Origin of the sequence: Streptomyces sp. NPDC004126 (genome assembly GCF_050275515.1) — a bacterium.
In the GTDB taxonomy this organism is placed as follows: domain Bacteria; phylum Actinomycetota; class Actinomycetes; order Streptomycetales; family Streptomycetaceae; genus Streptomyces.
Genome location: NZ_JBNNPF010000001.1, coordinates 341646 through 357038 on the forward strand (window position 1 = coordinate 341646; position 15393 = coordinate 357038).

Below are 15393 nucleotides of genomic sequence, written 5' to 3' on the forward strand. Positions count from 1 at the left end.
CAGCGGGCCGGACGAGACCCCTCCGCGCTGGGACTTGCTCGACTGGGGAGTGCCCGCGGACCGGGAGGAGCTGCTCGGGCTGCTGTATGGAGGGGAGAGTGTGCTGGTCCAGCACGGTGGAGCCGGTCCTGGGCCGGGTGCCGGGCCCGAGGTCGGGCGGGTCGATGACGGCGATGTCCAGCACGGCCGGCATGACCGTCGCGCGCCTCCAGCAACTGGATCTGCGGCCGGGGCAGCGGGTCCTGGATGTCGGGACCGGTGCGGGAGTGACCGCGGCCGTCGCGTGTCTGATCGCAGGTGATGCCGGGGTGGTCACCGTGGACCGGGACGAGCACGTCACCGCCGCCGCACGGGAGCGGCTGGCGTTGCTCGGCCACCGGCCGACCGCCGTGACAGGGGACGGGCAGAACGGCTGGCCTGCCGGCGCCGGCTATGACCGGATCTTCGTGTCGTACGCAGTCACCCGGGTACCGGAGGCCTGGTCGCAGCAGCTGGCCGTCGGCGGGCTGGGGCTGGCGACCTTGTCGACGTACTCGCCGTCCTGGCCGGGTCTGGCTGTCCTCACCAGGACCGGCAGCGGGCGCGTTAGGGCCCGTCTGGAAGCGGTGCGGCTCGGGCACCGGGCGGGCCACGGCTGGAGCCAGCTCTACCTGAAGCCCGGTCTGCGGAGCCGGATCGAGGCCGCGGACGGTGGCAGCACCCTCACCACGCACATCGGCCCGCCGCCGGATGACGCGCAGGGTCTGTGGCTGGCCCTGGACCACCTGCACCCCGGGCTCGTACGGAACTGGGCTGCCGACCACCTGGTCATCGGGGCCCCCGACTGCGGGTCCTGGGTCACTGCCCGGCCGGACGACTCCGGGACGTGGACGGTCACGGTCTGCGGGCCTCGCGACATCTGGGCGGAGATACAGGACACCGCCACCCGATGGCAGGCGGCCGGATCGCCGACCTCCTACCAGCTGCACCTCGAACCGGACGGAACCCAGTGGGTCAGCGCCGGCAGCGGCCCGAACGAGTTGTCCTGGCCACTGCCTGCCGCCCTCCAACCGGCAGGGACCGTCCCGCCGCAAGCCCACGAACCCACCCTGGTGCCGAAGGAGTTCACCTCATGACCTCACCCGCCCCCGCTTCCACCGCTGCCCGGTCCGGCGGCTGCCTGTGCAGGAAGGTCCAGTTCACGGTCACCGGGGAGCCCGATTACCCCCACACCTGCAGTTGCCGGGACTGTCAGGGCCTGTCGGGGGCACCGATGATGTCGTGGGTCTCCTTCCCGCTCGACGGTCTGACCTGGTCTGGCACCGAGCCGTCGTGGCACTACACGTGGCCGGACTCCAAGCGCGGCTTCTGCCCGTCCTGCGGCAGCCAGATCTGCGCCCTCGACGACGGCGCCACCAGCATCGCAGTCACCCTCTCCGCGCTGGGCAACCCGCCCGACCTGGTCCCGGTCAACCAGTCTTTCCGGGAGACCGCCGTGCCCTGGCTGCCCCAGGTCCCCGACACCCGCCGTTGAACACCACGCCCACACCACGAGATCGGAGACCCGTGTCCCTGTTCGACTCGGTGGACCACGACTACGCCCGATACCGCCCTCAGCTGCCCGACCAGGTGGTCCAGCTCCTGGCCCGGGAATTGGCCGGCGTGGCGGCGCCCAGGCTGCTGGACCTTGGCGCCGGCACCGGACAGGTCGCCCTGTCCATGCTCCCCGCCCTGCCTCCCGCCGCCCACCTGGACCTCGTGGACCAGGACGAGGCGATGCTCCGCACCGCGCTCGACGAGCTCGGACCCCAGCTGGGTGAGCGCACCGCCACCGTGCGCGCCATCCCGGCCGAGAAGTTCGCACCCGACCAACCCGGCTACCAGGCGGATCTGATCACCTGCTGCCGGGCGTTCCACTGGATGGACCGCCCCTCGCTACTGGCCATGGCCCATCGGGTGGCCGCCCCGCACGCCGCCGTCGCGATCATGGGCGACGGCAGCCTGTGGACCCACCAGGCCGAATGGACTGTCGCGCTCCGGGGCCTGGTCCAGTCCCACCTCGGAGCAGACCGCCGCGCCGGCACCACCGGCACCTACCGCGAGCCCGGCCGACGCTACGAAGACGACCTCTCCGAATCCGCGTTCAGCGACATCGCCGAGCACCGCATCCCCTTCAACCGCACGTGGACCCCCCGCAGCGTCCTGGGATACCTGCGGTCCACCAGCTTCGCCCGGCCCGACCTCTTCGCCGACCACGCCGGATTCGAGGACCAGGCCCAAACGCTCCTGCTCCAGCATGCGCGGGACGGAGTCCTGCACGAGGACAGCGTGTTCACCGTGCTGCTCGCCCGCCGCCCCGGGGCCGCACAGTGAGCGGCGGGGCCCGGCACACGGTGCCGGTCGACGTCCACCTCATCCTGCGCCGTGACGGCCAGAGCGGACCGGAGGTGCTGCTGTCCCGCCGGGCCGGACCGGTGTACGCATCGGGCCTATGGCACCTGCCGTCCGGACACCTCGACCCAGACGAGGACATGGTCGAAGCCGTCATCCGCGAAGCCCTCGAGGAAACAGGCGTACTCATCCAGGCGGAGGACGTGACCGCGGCGGTCACCGTCCACCACCACCCACCGACGGGATCCCGGTCCCGCCTCGGCGCCTTCCTCGACGTCCGCCGCTGGTCCGGCCAGCCTCAAATCATGGAGCCGGACCGGTGCGACGGCATGGACTGGTACCCGCTGGACGCCCTCCCCGACCCGATGGTGGCGTACTGCCGGGCCGGTCTGGAGGCTTACCGCGCCGGTCTGCCCGCCGCCGTGCACTTCCAACAGCCGGGCGACGCCATCGAGCACCTGCCGGACGGCCCCGACCGCACCCGCCTGCTGAGCGGACCGCCCGTCGGCGGGGTGGAGGTGCCTTACGGGCTGCGGGTGTTCGCCGAGCAGGCCATCGGCAGGATCGTGGAGGCGACGGAGGTGTCCTGGGTGCGCACCGGCAGCCGGGTGTGGCGGCTGGCAGGGCCCGGGGGCGGCACCTGGTACCTGAAGCGGCATCGCGGGGCGCGGTTTCATGAGCGGGAGGTCGCCGCGTACCGGTCCTGGGTGCCGGCCCTCGGGGCGCGCGCTCCCCGTCTCGTCGCCGCCGACATCGCAGCACGGGCCGTCGTCGTCACCGCGCTGCAGGGGCACCCGCTGCACGGCATGGTCCTCGGCGCTGGCGACGAGGTGCGCGTCCAGCAGGCCCTGGGCCGTCTCGTGGGCGTCCTTCACCGCAGCGCACCCGAGCGGCCCGCCGCAGCCGCCATGGCCGCGGACAAGATCAAGCGCCATCTGGACGGGGCCCGGCCCTGCTTGGCCGACGGGGATGAGGATCTGGTCCTCGCCCTCGTCAGCGCTTACGCGGACCTCCCGAAGCCCACGCTCGTGCCCACGCACGGGGACCTGCAGTACCGCAACGTCCTGCTGGACGGCGACGGGGAACCGCTGCTGTTCGACTTCGAGCGGTCCGAGTACAACACCGCGACCCGGGACATGGTGCGGCTGAGCGATACCTGGACCGGCCGCCCGGACCTGCGCTCCGCGTTCCTCGACGGGTACGGCAGAGCGCTCACCCCCGCCGAGGAGCTGCGCCTGGACTGCGAGGCCGCCTTCGACGCCGTGTCCGGCATCGCCTACGGCACCAGCCACGACGATCCCGAGGTCACCGAGCGCGGCCACCGCACCCTGCGCCGCCTCCGAACCCAACATCCCTAGCCTGTCCGCAACTTCCACCCGTCCAAGGAAGGACCCCCGTGCCCGAACCCCGCCTCGCCACCCCTGCCGATGCCGCCGAGATCGCCCGCCTGCGGTCGGAGAACATCCTGAGCGAACCCCTCGACGAAGTCTGGCTCACGACGTGCGCCGACCAGCTCGCCTTACGCCTCCAGGACGGCGGTGACGCCCGCGCGTACGTGATCGACTCCCCCGCCGGCGGGCTCGCCACCTGCGCCCTGGGCCTGGTCCACGCCGTCCTGCCCGCCCCGAAGTACCCCAAGGGCCTGGCCGTACGGATCCACGCGGTCGCCACCGACCCCGCACACCGCCGCCGCGGCTACGCCAAAGCCGCGCTCGCCGCCCTCCTCGACCACTTGGAGGACGACGGGGTCACCCTCTACGAGCTGTACGCCAGAACCCCCTGGCACCCGGCATGGTCGGCCGGACAGGCCCCAAGGGGTGTCCTGCCGATCACGAACAGAGCACGGGCGCAGGGTGATCCACTTGTCGCCGTTCGGCGACGGTGAGACGGCCAACGCGACGGGCTTCCCGTTCCCGTCCATCTCGATAACGGTGACTGTCACGGTTTCGATAGCGCCCCTCTCTTGCGCCCAGATGCTCCTGCGCCGTATCGAAATCGGTTCACTCGCGACGTTTTCGAGGACATCGTGGATGGCTGGCTGCTCGTTCGCGATGGTCGGCGCCGTCGCGACCCCGCTGGGTAGTTGTCGGCGCCACGTTTTAGTAATCACTTTCTATGCCCCTCGCCTGCTTCGGCCTGGCGGGGGGCTTCTTGTCGTTTCAGGGGGCGCTCGGTTCGAGTAATTGACAGAGCATCAGATGATCTAGTTGGCGCCCGGGGGCTCGTAGTTCATGAGGAACGGGAACGATGTGGGCGGTGATGATGCCGATCGGGCGGAAGTTTCACGTTACGTACCGCACTGGGAGGGCGTTGTGCTTCCTGGATGACGTGGGCCAGGCGCCGCTCGAGCGTGTAGCCCACCCCTCGCCACCACTGCTCTTGGCGTGCCCTGAACTGAACGGCTGATCTCGGGGGTGCCGTCGCCGGAAGCGGTGAACATTTCCTTGTCCGGTAATCCCCTTCAGATAGAAAGCTGATACTTGATGGCTGGAGACAAGGTCGGTTCAAGCAAGCTCAAGGGTGCCTCGGCCGAGAATGTGTCAGTGCTGAGTCTTCAACACGTGCGGCAGACCCTCGACAACAAGCTGCTGGTGGTGGCGGTGCTGCGAGTGGCGCACCGTACCGTCTCTGAGGAGAAGATGGTCACCTACCGCGACTATGGCACCGGCGCCAAGCATCGATCCTTCACCGAGCGCCGACGTAAGGAAGGGGGGCAGGTCAGATACAGCTGGACCGACGTGGCACCGTTCGATGACCCGTGGGCCGAGATCCACGTCTCGTTCGGGCGGGAGAAGGCCGTGGGCAGGGCCTCGTTCGAACGTGGCGAAACTGTTGCCACCACCTTGATGGATCTCAGCTCCCTGAAGCTGAAAGACCGCTCCCCGCTCGAGATCAAGCTGTTGAACGCCCAGAGCAAAAAGGCGAAGGCCTACGCCGAAGGTCACGGCCCGTCCGTACCCGACGAGACGAAACGCCTCGCGAAGGAAGCGCTGAACGAGCACAAGCTGCTCAGCTTCGGTCCCACGTCCGATGAAATCGCCTCGGCGATGGAAGGGTTCGACCTCCCGCGCAGCGGCGAGCATCTGACCCTGGACTGCAAAAAAGGGTGGGCCGAAGGACTGCACAAGCTGAAAGTAGGGCTGAACGAGTTCCTCCGTACCTGGTGGCCTGAGAACCCGGACAAGGATGCCCGCCTGGACCCGTTCGCCGTGTACGACGCGTTGGCTACCCATCCGGCCATCCTTCAGAGGCTGAAGCAGGAGGCCGAAAGGAGGAATGGGACGTCGGGCTTGTTCGATTATGTCGTCGCTTACCCTCAAAGCCTCGACAGGCTGCTGGTGCATGGGAAAAATGCGGTGGGCTGTCGCGCCTGGCTCACCTGGGACGCGTCACCTGGAGGCGAACGGGCTAAGACTGAACGTCCGAGCGCCAAGGATATCTACCTGTCCCCCGGCGCGGAAAAGTACCGCGACTTGCTCTTTGGCGGCCAGTGACGTGACGAGGACCCCTCCAGGTGGAGGGGTCCTCGTAGTTCCCGATCAGACCTGGCAGGTCTTCGCGTAGTCCGTGAACGCCGACCAGGACCCCGGCGAGACGGCCGTGGTGCTGGAGAAGATCCGTGTTCCGCGGACCGGGCCGGGTAGGCCGCGTAAGACACCGGACAGTCTGACCGCTGACAAGGCGTACAGCAACGGCCCATGTCGCGACTACCTCCGCAGACGCGGTATCCGGCACACCATCCCGGAGAAGACCGACAGCCGGGCCGCCCGACGACGTAGAGGCGCACGAGGCGGACGGCCCGTCGGCTTCGACAAGGAGCTGTACCGGAAACGCAACACCGTCGAACGGGCCATCAACAAGCTGAAGAACTTCCGGGCCGTGGCAACGCGGTATGACAAACGCGGCTACGTCTACCTCGGCACAGTCACCACAGCAGCCCTAGCCATCTGGCTCCGCACATGATCGGCCGGACAGGCCCTAGTAGTGCTTTGTTAGCTGGTCTTGTCGTGTCGGGTGTCTGGTAGTTCGCTGGCGGTATGAGGGCTGGGGAGCTTGCGGCTGTGCGGGGCCGGTTGGAGGGGTTCGCGGCTGAGGTGTTCGCGCCGCTGGTCCGCCGGGACCAGCGGGCGAAGGGCCAGTTGTATCTGCGGGGTTTGCTGCTGGACGGCCGACGCAAGTCGATGCAGCCGATGGCCGAACGCCTGGGTGTCGACCATCAGCAGTTGCAGCAGTTCATGACGTCCTCGACCTGGCCGGTCACCGACGTGCGGGCCCGCCTCGCCTGGCGGGCGGTGGCCGTGGTGCGTCCGCAGGTGTGGGTGGTGGACGACACCGGCTTTCCCAAGGACGGCCAGGCCTCGCCCGGGGTGGCCCGGCAGTACTCGGGCACCCTGGGCAAGGTCGGCAACTGCCAGATCGGCGTCAGCGTCCACGCCGTTTCCGACACCGCCTCGTGCCCTCTGTCCTGGCGGCTGTTCCTGCCACAGTCGTGGGACGGTCCTGAGGCGGCTGAACGCCGGGCGGCGTGCCGGATCCCCGAGAGCGAACACCACCGCCCGAAGTGGCAGCTAGCCCTGGACATGCTCGACGAACTCGCCGGGACGGGCCTGCGGCCCGCCGCCCTGGTCGCGGACACCGGCTACGGCGCGAACGCCGATTTCCGCCGCGGCCTGGAAGACCGCGGGCTGGCCTACGTCCTGCAGGTCAAGGCTGAGATGACCGCTTATGGCGAGGGCGCCGAGCCACACCAGCCCGCCTACGGTGGGCTCGGGCCCCGCCCGCTGCCCCGCTACCGCACCCGGCCGCTCTCGTTACGTGACCATGTGCTGGCCGCGGGGCGGCACCGGGGCCGGGCCGTGACCTGGCGCAAGGGCTCCAAAGCGGCGATGAGCTCGCACTTCGTGCTCCTGCGGGTCCGCCTCGCGGGCCGGCGGCCCAAACCCGCCGAGGACGGCACGATCCCGCTGGTCTGGCTGATCGCGCAGTGGCCCGAAGGCGAGGCGGAGCCGGTGAAGTACTGGATCTCGAACCTGCCCGCGAACCTTCCCGCCAAGGATTTGGTCCGGCTCGCGAAGTCCCGCTGGCGGATCGAGCACGACTACCGCGAGCTGAAGACAGCCCTGGGCCTGGACCACTTCGAAGGGCGCTCGTTCACCGGCTGGCACCGCCACGTCACCCTGGTCACCGCCGCCCACCTGTTCCTGACCGAACAGCGGAGCAGCCCAAAAGCCCCTGCCAGGGCCTGACCCTCTACCAGGCCCTGGACCTCCTCCAACACCTGCTGGCCACCTGGACCGGAACCTGCCCCACCTGCCGACAAACCGCCCCATGGCAGCCCTACGACACCACCTAACAAAGCCCTACTAGCGCACTGCAACGGCTAGTTGACCGAGCGTGTCCATCGAGTGTCGAGCATCCACCCTTTCTTCGGCAGGCCGCAACCTTTCTGCCTAATCTCGCCAAGCAATCCTGCGAACTGGGTCGTGTTGCCGCCTAGGGCGGTGCAACACTGCGCATATGCCGCACCAAACTGTTGAGCCCACCGTCCGCCGGCGGCGCCTGGGCCAGACACTGAGGAAGCTCCGCAACGACACCGGCATGACCCTTGAGGACGCCTCCATCGCGATGAACTGGAGGGTGCCCAAGCTCTCCAAGATCGAGAATGCCCGGCAGAGCATCCGCCCCGCCGAGGTCACCGCGCTGCTCCAGGCGTTCGGGGTCACGGATCCGGAGGTCTTCACCGCGCTGGAAAACCTCGCCAAGGACGCCGGCAGGAAGGGCTGGTGGCAGACCTACAGCGGTGTCGTATCCCCGGCCTACGCGGATTACATCTCGCTTGAAGACGACGCGGAGCACATCCGCGAGTGGGCGCCGCTGGCCGTCCCCGGGCTGCTGCAAACCGCTGCGTACGCACGCGAGACCATGACGGCAACCAGCAAGACGCGCACACCAGAGGAGATCATCGCTCTCGCCGAGGTCCGCCAGGCCCGGCAGGCGGTCCTGACCCGGCCCGGGAACCCGCTGCAGCTGTGGGCGATCATCCACGAAGCCGCCCTGCACACCCGCTTCGAGGTCCGGCCAGCCACCATGCGCGAACAGCTGCGCAAGCTCCTCGACGTCTCCGAGTTGCCGAACGTCACGGTGCAGCTCATGCCGGTGGACTCCACAGCACACCCGGGGATGTTCGGCGGCTTCGGCCTGGTCAGCTTCCCCGGCCCCACCCCAGATGTCGTGCTGTTGGAGAACCTCAGCGGAGCTACCTACGTTGAGGGCGACGGTGCGCAACCCTTCGCCCATGCGGTCGAGCGCATCCGCGCCACGGCCCTGTCGGTGGAGGACACACTCGCACGGATCACCAAGTTGGAAGAAGGGCACCGCAAGTGAGCGAACAGAAGGCGGAGCTGTACGAGTACGACCTCTCCGCCGCCCACTGGCGCAAGGCGCAGGAAAGCGGTCCTGAGCACAACTGCGTCGAGATCACCGACCTTCCCGGCGGTGGCATCGCCGTCCGCGACTCGAAGAACCTCCACTTGGAGCCGCTGCGGTACACGGCCACCGAGTGGGGCATGTTCCGGAGGGCCATGGTGAGCGGAGAACTCTGATCAGTGCAGACGACGGTGGTCTTCCCCCGAGCGAACCGGGGGAAGACCACCACCGCAGCATCTCACCCTCCACTGACAATGCCTCTCCGACCTCGATTCCCCCTAACCCCAGCCGCGTACGAGGGACCAAACCTGCACCCTCCGCCCGTCCCACACCTGCACGCAGGCCAGGGCGATGGTTCAGCTGCCCACAGCCTGGGGGTTGTCGGAGTAGCTGTTGAACACTTCGAGCTCATCCGGCTCGAAGCGCCGGATGCCGCCGCGGATGGAGTCGTAGCCGGCCACGACCGAGGTCGCGGTGGCATAGACGTGATCGTCGTCCTTCACCTCGAAGTGGAAGGTGATGGACACCCGCTTGACGTCGGTCACCCAGGCTTCGATGCGGACCGGGGTCTCCCAGGCCTCAAGTGGGTACTGATAGCGGATGCTCTGCTCGCGCAGGAGGAAATTGCGGGCCAGGCGCTCGGTGGGATCGCTGGGGACCAGCATGCTGAACATGCGCATGCGGGTCTCTTCCAGGAGGACGCCGTAGCGGCTGGAGTTGAGGTGTCCGTTTGCGTCGAGGTCCGACCAGCGAACGGGGCAATCGTAGGTGTACCGAGACACGGTGGCTCCTGAGGGCTGAGGGATCTGCCGCGACTCCGAGACGCCCGGCCGATCCGAGGACGGACTGGCGCACCCTCCGCTGCAAAGGCCCAGGCTCCGCGGAGATCGGCCGTCCGGACGCTCTCTGTCGTCAGGACGGCCACACCCGCCTCCCTGCCCCTCACGGAGACAGCACCAGTCGTGACATTAAGTTGCTTTACGCGACAAAGGGGGCAGCCACACCCGCTAACGGAGCAGGGCAGCGCCCTCTCGGAGGTCGTTGTAGATCTCGCGAAGAAGGGCGGCCCGGAGGTCGACCTGGGGAAGTTGCCCCTGGAGGCGGCTAATGGCCGCCTGGTCGGAGTCCGGCAGCGAGGCTCGCAGGAGGAGCTTCAGCTCGGCTCTGGCTTGAGGGTCGACGATCGGCTGGTGGATGCGGTCTACGACGGCTCCGGCCCCCAGCTGCGTGATGCCCCACTCTCCGGGGACTTCCTGGATGGCCCACACCACGGAATGGTTCTCGGGCGACAGGGTGAGCCGGCACTCCGGACCGGCCAGTGCGCTGAGTGCGGGGAGCGGGATGCCGCCGGGGCTGGCGAGTGCTGCCGCCTCGTCGGCGCTGCCGACGACCAGGCGGGCGGTGAGTGCGCGGGCCGCGCGGCGGCGGGCGGCATCGGCTTCGGCCTGGGCAGAGAACTGCGGGATCGTGGGCGAACCGGGCTCAGCATGGGCCCAGGCGTTGCGCTTGCCTCCGAGGGCGTCGGTCTCGTCATCAGAGGACTCGGCCTCGACCCAAGTGATCACCACGAATCGGCAGTGCGGCATCGACGCCGGGTACAGGACGTGGGAGACGACTTCGATGGTCTCCCAGCCCAGGGCAGGGATGATCATCCGGAAGACATGGCCATCCCTGTCGGCTTCCAGATCGGCCTCGGTGCGCCAAATCCGTTCGACGTCAGGGTTCTGGCGCACCTCGGCGATCAGGCCGACGAGCTCGGCGTTGTCCTTGTGGGTGGCCTGGGCGAACTTCAGCAGACGTACGTAGGCCGCGGCGTGCATTTCCCAGCCGTGGTACTGGGTACGGGCCTCGGGGTTCGCCAGGGCCCAGCGCATGAGGTTGGCACGGGGCTCCATGACCCAGGGCCACCACTCGGCCATCGCGGCGTTGTACGCGAGGATGTTCCAGTTGCGGTCGGTGAGGTACGTAGGCGAGGGCATCTGCCGGTCGATGAGCAGGCGAAGTGCCCGGCGCAGCTCCGGACTGGCGTCGATCTGCGGGTCGCCGTCGAGCGTGGTGCCGATGTTGTACAGCAGCAGGGCGTGGCGCTCACTCTTGTCGAGCCCGAGCAGGTCCGCGAGCGCCTCGCACTGAGGCTTCGTGAACCGGGGCGGAACGGCCCCCTTCTCCACGTTGCGGTAGGTACGGACCCCCATACCGAGGGCCTTGGCCACGGGGGTCTGGGTGAGCCCCGCCGCCTGGCGCCATCGCTTCAGCCAGCCGCCGAACCCCATGAACTGACCGGCGATTTCACCGCCGTACGCGCCCTTGTTCTCGGCGTGGTCATCGCCGAAGGGGACTATCCCCTGAGCAACCATGAGGCTCTTCCTTTGTCTCGTCTCCAGGGCGGCACCGGACCGGCATGAAAAAAGAGGGACAGCACGAATGCTGGCCCCCCGGCCGGATGTCTCCCACAAAGACGATACGACGACCTTGAAGGCTTTCCACAATTTGTGGTCTCGACCACAGGCCAGTTGGTTAAACGTGCAACCACACACCCCCGCCCCCGAACGCCTTCCGTGACGAATCTGGACATTCCCTCACCTGCACTTCTCCATGATCGGGAAAGCGGCAAATCCTTGCCGGTTTTTGTTGCAAGGGTCCGAATGATCATTCAGCGCACCGTCGACCGATCCCATGAAGTCGACCCCGCACCCTCAACCTCCTTGAAAATTAAGGGTATTACCAGCGCCCTTTACCTAGCCTCCACACTTCCCGCACATCAATCTACGCGCGTGGATTCGGCCTTGAGATGCCGTTGACGAAGGCTTTGCCTGCGGGCTTAAATCCAGACCAGACCAGCCGGTACAGAGCGACAGCCTGCCGGTTCAAGAACGTGGGGGCTCTTTTGAAGATCTTTTCCGGCGTATCCGGAGTGCGCTCGGGCGACACCGCCCCTCAACGGCCCACATCTGCCTACCTTGACGCATCGACGAAATGCTTGGTGGCTACAACCTTTCACGGTCTATAGAGCCAGGTCTGGATCTTGTGCGGGTGTCTGCGTATGTTCGTCGTCCCCCACCGGGAGGCAACCCGGTGACCGGCGAAGGGAACGCATGCAGGACGCACCGAGCGGCTAGTCCGTAAAAGCAATCGGCGCCCGGGAGAGGCAACTCCCGGGCGCCGGACGCGAAGAGCCGTATCTCCAGCCGAGGCAACGGCCGGAGAGACCCGTCATCACCGCGCCGGCCCTTCCTACGGGGCACACCGGCTGCGGCATCACTCAGGGAGAGTTTTGCATGGGCACGCCCCTGCGCGAAAGGCCGGACCCTCTGGTCGCCTCCGCGGACTGCGCAGCGGACACCGCTCGCCAGCCCACTCCGGGCACCGAGCGGAGTGAAGTCTGATGGCACGCATTCGCACCATCAAGCCCGAGGCCTTCGAATCCGAGGACCTGGCCTCCGTCGACGTCACTGCGGTGCTCACGTTCTTCGGGCTGCTGACCCAGGCGGACGACTCCGGCCGGTTCCGCGACCACTCCGCCATCATCGCGGGGCGGCTGTGGGCCCTGCGCCCGGAGCACACCCCCGCACACGTCGCCCGAGACCTGGAGCAGCTGGCCGAGGCCGGCCTGGTGTGCCGGTACACGGGCTGCGACGGCAAGACCTGGCTGCACATCGTGACCTGGGACCGGCACCAGAAGATCAACCGCGCTTCGGACTCCCGGCTGCCCCGCTGCCCGACCCACGAGGCAGCGAAAGCGTGCGGGGAGTGCGACCGCCCGCGGTGCCACACCCAGACCCAGGCGGCGGCCGGTCCCCGACAGCAGGCCCCTGACACCCACCGGGCGCCCGCCGAGCCGCCGGGCGAGCGCGATTCCGTGAGCATTCAGGGAGCACTCCCGCGAACCGTTTCGTCCGACTCTCCCATATCCCCCCTCGCTGTGACGCGCACCACTGCCGCCCAACGTGGTGAAACCGAGGCTGCGCCTCCCGCGTCTCCGCCCTACGCGAGCCTTGCGGGGGAACCCGCAGGTCAGGGCAGTGCAGCCCAACCGCAGGACGTGATGGGCGCCACATTCACTGAGCCCTCACTGTCTGGATCTAGGATCTTGGATCCTGGATCTTCCCGTAGGGGGCGCGAGGCGCCCGCGCTCGGCTCCTCCGCGGAAACGGTGCTGAAAGCGGCCGACGCGACCGAGTGGTCGGCGAAGGTCTTGATGGCCGAGTACCTGCGCGGCTGCCCCGGAGGGCGTCCGCCGAAGAAGGTCCTCGGGCACCTGGGCAAGGAGATCCGCACGTTGCTGGACGAGGGCTACGGTCCCGACGTCCTGCGGCCAGCGCTGGAACGGCTGCGCGCCAAGGGGCTGAACCCCAGCGTCCTGCCGAGCCTGGTCAACGAGCTCCTCAACGCCGGGCCCGCGCCGTCGTCGAACTCGAGTCCGTCCTCCGCCTCCGGCGCGGGGCTCTGGGCCAGCGCCTCCCCCGCCTACACGCCGTACCTCAACCCCACCGAGCCCACCGGCACCTTCGGAGTCGCCCTGTGAACCGCACCCGCCTCGCCGACCCGCAGACGACCGCCGACAACGCCGCAATGACCTGGATGCAGCGCAAGCTCGCCGAGCGCGGCATCGACCCCACCGCCACCATCGCGGACACCCCGGAAGCGATCCCCGCCCTGGAGGCCGCGCAGCTACGCATCCCGCGTGACTACCGCAAGGCCCAGGTCGAACACCCCGCCGTAGCCGAGTGGGTCCGCACCATCGCCAACAGCGCTGTCGGCCACTCGGCGAGCCCGCTGAACCCGCACTTCGGGGCCGCCGGGCAGCGGGAGATCACCCATGGCCGCAGCCTGCTGCTGTGGGGCTCCACCGGCGCCGGCAAGACGCACCAGGCGTACGCCGCGATCCGGGCCCTGACCGCCTCCGGGTGCGGAGTGCGCTGGCATGCCACCACCGCCGCCGACCTGTACGGCGAGATGCGGGCCCGGGGCGGAGCCGATCCGGAGTACCTGCTACGGCGGATCGTGCGGATCCCGCTGCTGCTCCTGGATGACCTCGGCGCCGCGAAGGCATCCGAGTGGACCGAGGAGATCACCTTCCGGCTCCTGAACTGGCGTGCGCAGAACCAGATGCCGACGATCGTCACCTCGAACCTGCCGCCGGTGCGTACCCCTGGGATGGCGAAGGGGCAGCCGGTGCTGCGGGACAAGGTCGGCGATCGAGTGATCTCCCGCCTGTCCGGCATGTGTACCCCGGTCCACCTGGACGGACCCGACCGCCGCTTCCGCGCCGCCTGACCCGCCGCGCCCGCCACCTTCCACCGCCCGGCCCGCGAGCCGGTCCGCCGGCACCCGCCGCCGCGTGCCGCACCCTCTCGCCGCGCTGCCTGGCATGCCCTGGAGATCAATCCCATGCGCAATATCACCACCAACACCCAGCCCGTCCCTGACCTGCGCAGCATCGCCGACATCTCGTGGCACGACCAAAGGAACTGCCGCGACCTCGACCCTGCCGAAGCCGACCGGCTGTTCTTCCCCGCGCCGCGGGCCCACACCGCCATCGCCGAGGCCAAAACCCTGTGCGGCGCCTGCCCCGTACGCCAGGCTTGCTTCACCCACGCCCTGGACAACGACATCCGGTGGGGCCTGTGGGGCGGGCTGACCGAGGCGGAACGGAAGCCCTGGCGTGCCAAGGTCGCCAAGCGGCTCGACTACCAGCGGGTCCGCGCCGCTCTCATGGGCCGGGATGTCCATCTCTCCGCCGCTGAACGCGATGCCGTCTCTCGCGCCGCCCACGTACGCGGATGGAGCGCATCGCGGCTGGCCTACGCCCTCGGGGTCGACATCGACCACGCCCGCGACCTCCTGCGCGAGGCGCGCCACGCGGTGGCCGACCGCGACCGGTACTGGAAGGTCCCGGCCGCGGACAGCGAAGAAGCCGACACCTCGGACCAGGGCGAGGAGGCCAGCAGCGAGGCCGACCCGGAGGAAACGTTCTGCCAGGTGCCCCGCCAGGCCCAGACACACGAACTGATCAACGCCCTGAAGAAGGCGGCCTGAACTGCCCGGCACTACCTCCCGCCCGCCCCACCACTGGCGGACGCACACCACATCCCCCAGCGAGCCCGGAGAAAGGGAGCCCTTGACCGAGGAGACCGCCGACCGATACGCCTTGATCGCTGCCGGGACAGTGATCATCGTTCTGACGGGCGCCGGATTCTGGCTCTCTTACGCCCACCTCGCCGAAGTCGCAGGGCGCCACGGCCTGGACCGCTCGCCCATCCGGCAGTGGGCCTGGCCCGCCACCCTGGACATGTTCATCGTCGCCGGCGAACTGCTCATGCTGCGAGCCGGACTTCGCAGGGTGACCGACTGGTGGGCGGTCGGACTGACTGCTGTCGGGTCTCTCGGATCGATCGCCTTGAACGTGGCAGGCGTGAACGGGACCACCGCCGGTCCGGTTCCGCTCCTGGACTACTTGGTCGCAGCAGTCCCACCGACCGGCGCGATGCTGGCCTTCGGAGTCCTGATGAGGCAGATCCAGCAGCGCGTCGCCAGGCCCGTCCGGAACAGCCAGACCGAAGCCCGGACCGGACCGGGAACGAGCGGGACCGCCGG

15 protein-coding genes and 1 pseudogene are annotated in these 15393 nt (G+C 68.6%); 14 read left to right on the forward strand and 2 right to left on the reverse strand.

Annotated elements, in window-relative coordinates; all coding sequences use genetic code 11:
- Positions 1-98: 98 nt before the first annotated feature.
- From ACQKM2_RS01555 to ACQKM2_RS01600, 10 genes and pseudogenes are all read left to right on the forward strand, one after another.
- Positions 99-1115 carry a protein-L-isoaspartate O-methyltransferase family protein gene (locus ACQKM2_RS01555; RefSeq protein ID WP_427705256.1) on the forward strand — a complete coding sequence of 339 codons (1017 nt, stop codon included), beginning with the start codon at positions 99-101 and terminating at the stop codon, positions 1113-1115.
- Positions 1112-1513: a GFA family protein gene (locus ACQKM2_RS01560; RefSeq protein ID WP_427705259.1), complete on the forward strand. Its 402-nt coding sequence runs from the start codon at positions 1112-1114 to the stop codon at positions 1511-1513. The genes ACQKM2_RS01555 and ACQKM2_RS01560 overlap by 4 nt, the downstream gene beginning before the upstream one ends.
- 32 nt (positions 1514-1545) lie before the next feature.
- On the forward strand, positions 1546-2352 hold the full coding sequence (locus tag ACQKM2_RS01565) for a class I SAM-dependent methyltransferase (protein WP_427705261.1): 807 nt from the start codon (positions 1546-1548) through the stop codon (positions 2350-2352).
- Positions 2349-3728 (forward strand): NUDIX domain-containing protein, encoded by a 1380-nt coding sequence (locus tag ACQKM2_RS01570; protein ID WP_427705264.1) that lies wholly within the window; start codon positions 2349-2351, stop codon positions 3726-3728. Before ACQKM2_RS01565 ends, ACQKM2_RS01570 begins: the two co-directional genes overlap by 4 nt.
- 38 nt (positions 3729-3766) lie before the next feature.
- Positions 3767-4255 carry a GNAT family N-acetyltransferase gene (locus ACQKM2_RS01575; protein ID WP_427705266.1) on the forward strand — a complete coding sequence of 163 codons (489 nt, stop codon included), beginning with the start codon at positions 3767-3769 and terminating at the stop codon, positions 4253-4255.
- A gap of 598 nt (positions 4256-4853) precedes the next feature.
- Positions 4854-5864, forward strand: coding sequence for a hypothetical protein (locus tag ACQKM2_RS01580; protein ID WP_427705269.1), 1011 nt, complete (start codon positions 4854-4856; stop codon positions 5862-5864).
- A gap of 109 nt (positions 5865-5973) precedes the next feature.
- Positions 5974-6333: pseudogene (locus ACQKM2_RS01585) on the forward strand (transposase); the annotation flags it as partial.
- 74 nt (positions 6334-6407) lie between these two features.
- Positions 6408-7616: an IS701 family transposase gene (locus ACQKM2_RS01590; protein WP_427705271.1), complete on the forward strand. Its 1209-nt coding sequence runs from the start codon at positions 6408-6410 to the stop codon at positions 7614-7616.
- A 271-nt stretch (positions 7617-7887) separates the two neighbouring features.
- A complete protein-coding gene (locus ACQKM2_RS01595; RefSeq protein WP_427705273.1) occupies positions 7888-8754 on the forward strand; it encodes a helix-turn-helix domain-containing protein in 867 nt (288 codons plus the stop codon).
- A complete protein-coding gene (locus ACQKM2_RS01600; RefSeq protein ID WP_427705276.1) occupies positions 8751-8972 on the forward strand; it encodes a DUF397 domain-containing protein in 222 nt (73 codons plus the stop codon). The genes ACQKM2_RS01595 and ACQKM2_RS01600 overlap by 4 nt, the downstream gene beginning before the upstream one ends.
- Positions 8973-9152: 180 nt before the next feature.
- Here the strand turns inward: ACQKM2_RS01600 and ACQKM2_RS01605 are convergent, their stop codons facing one another.
- Together ACQKM2_RS01605 and ACQKM2_RS01610 are read right to left on the reverse strand one after the other, a co-directional pair.
- Positions 9153-9578: an acyl-CoA thioesterase gene (locus ACQKM2_RS01605; protein ID WP_427705279.1), complete on the reverse strand. Its 426-nt coding sequence runs from the start codon at positions 9576-9578 to the stop codon at positions 9153-9155.
- Between the two features lie 225 nt (positions 9579-9803).
- Positions 9804-11153, reverse strand: coding sequence for a helix-turn-helix transcriptional regulator (locus ACQKM2_RS01610; protein ID WP_427705281.1), 1350 nt, complete (start codon positions 11151-11153; stop codon positions 9804-9806).
- Positions 11154-12181: 1028 nt separating this feature from the next.
- Between ACQKM2_RS01610 and ACQKM2_RS01615 the strand changes: the two genes are divergently transcribed.
- The 4 genes from ACQKM2_RS01615 to ACQKM2_RS01630 form a co-directional block, all read left to right on the forward strand.
- Positions 12182-13321: a hypothetical protein gene (locus ACQKM2_RS01615; RefSeq protein ID WP_427705283.1), complete on the forward strand. Its 1140-nt coding sequence runs from the start codon at positions 12182-12184 to the stop codon at positions 13319-13321.
- A 47-nt stretch (positions 13322-13368) separates the two neighbouring features.
- On the forward strand, positions 13369-14073 hold the full coding sequence (locus tag ACQKM2_RS01620) for an ATP-binding protein (RefSeq protein WP_427705716.1): 705 nt from the start codon (positions 13369-13371) through the stop codon (positions 14071-14073).
- A gap of 114 nt (positions 14074-14187) precedes the next feature.
- Positions 14188-14835 carry a WhiB family transcriptional regulator gene (locus ACQKM2_RS01625; protein ID WP_427705285.1) on the forward strand — a complete coding sequence of 216 codons (648 nt, stop codon included), beginning with the start codon at positions 14188-14190 and terminating at the stop codon, positions 14833-14835.
- 82 nt (positions 14836-14917) lie between these two features.
- Positions 14918-15393 (forward strand): DUF2637 domain-containing protein (locus ACQKM2_RS01630; RefSeq protein ID WP_427705288.1); only part of this gene is annotated, 476 nt, incomplete at its 3' end.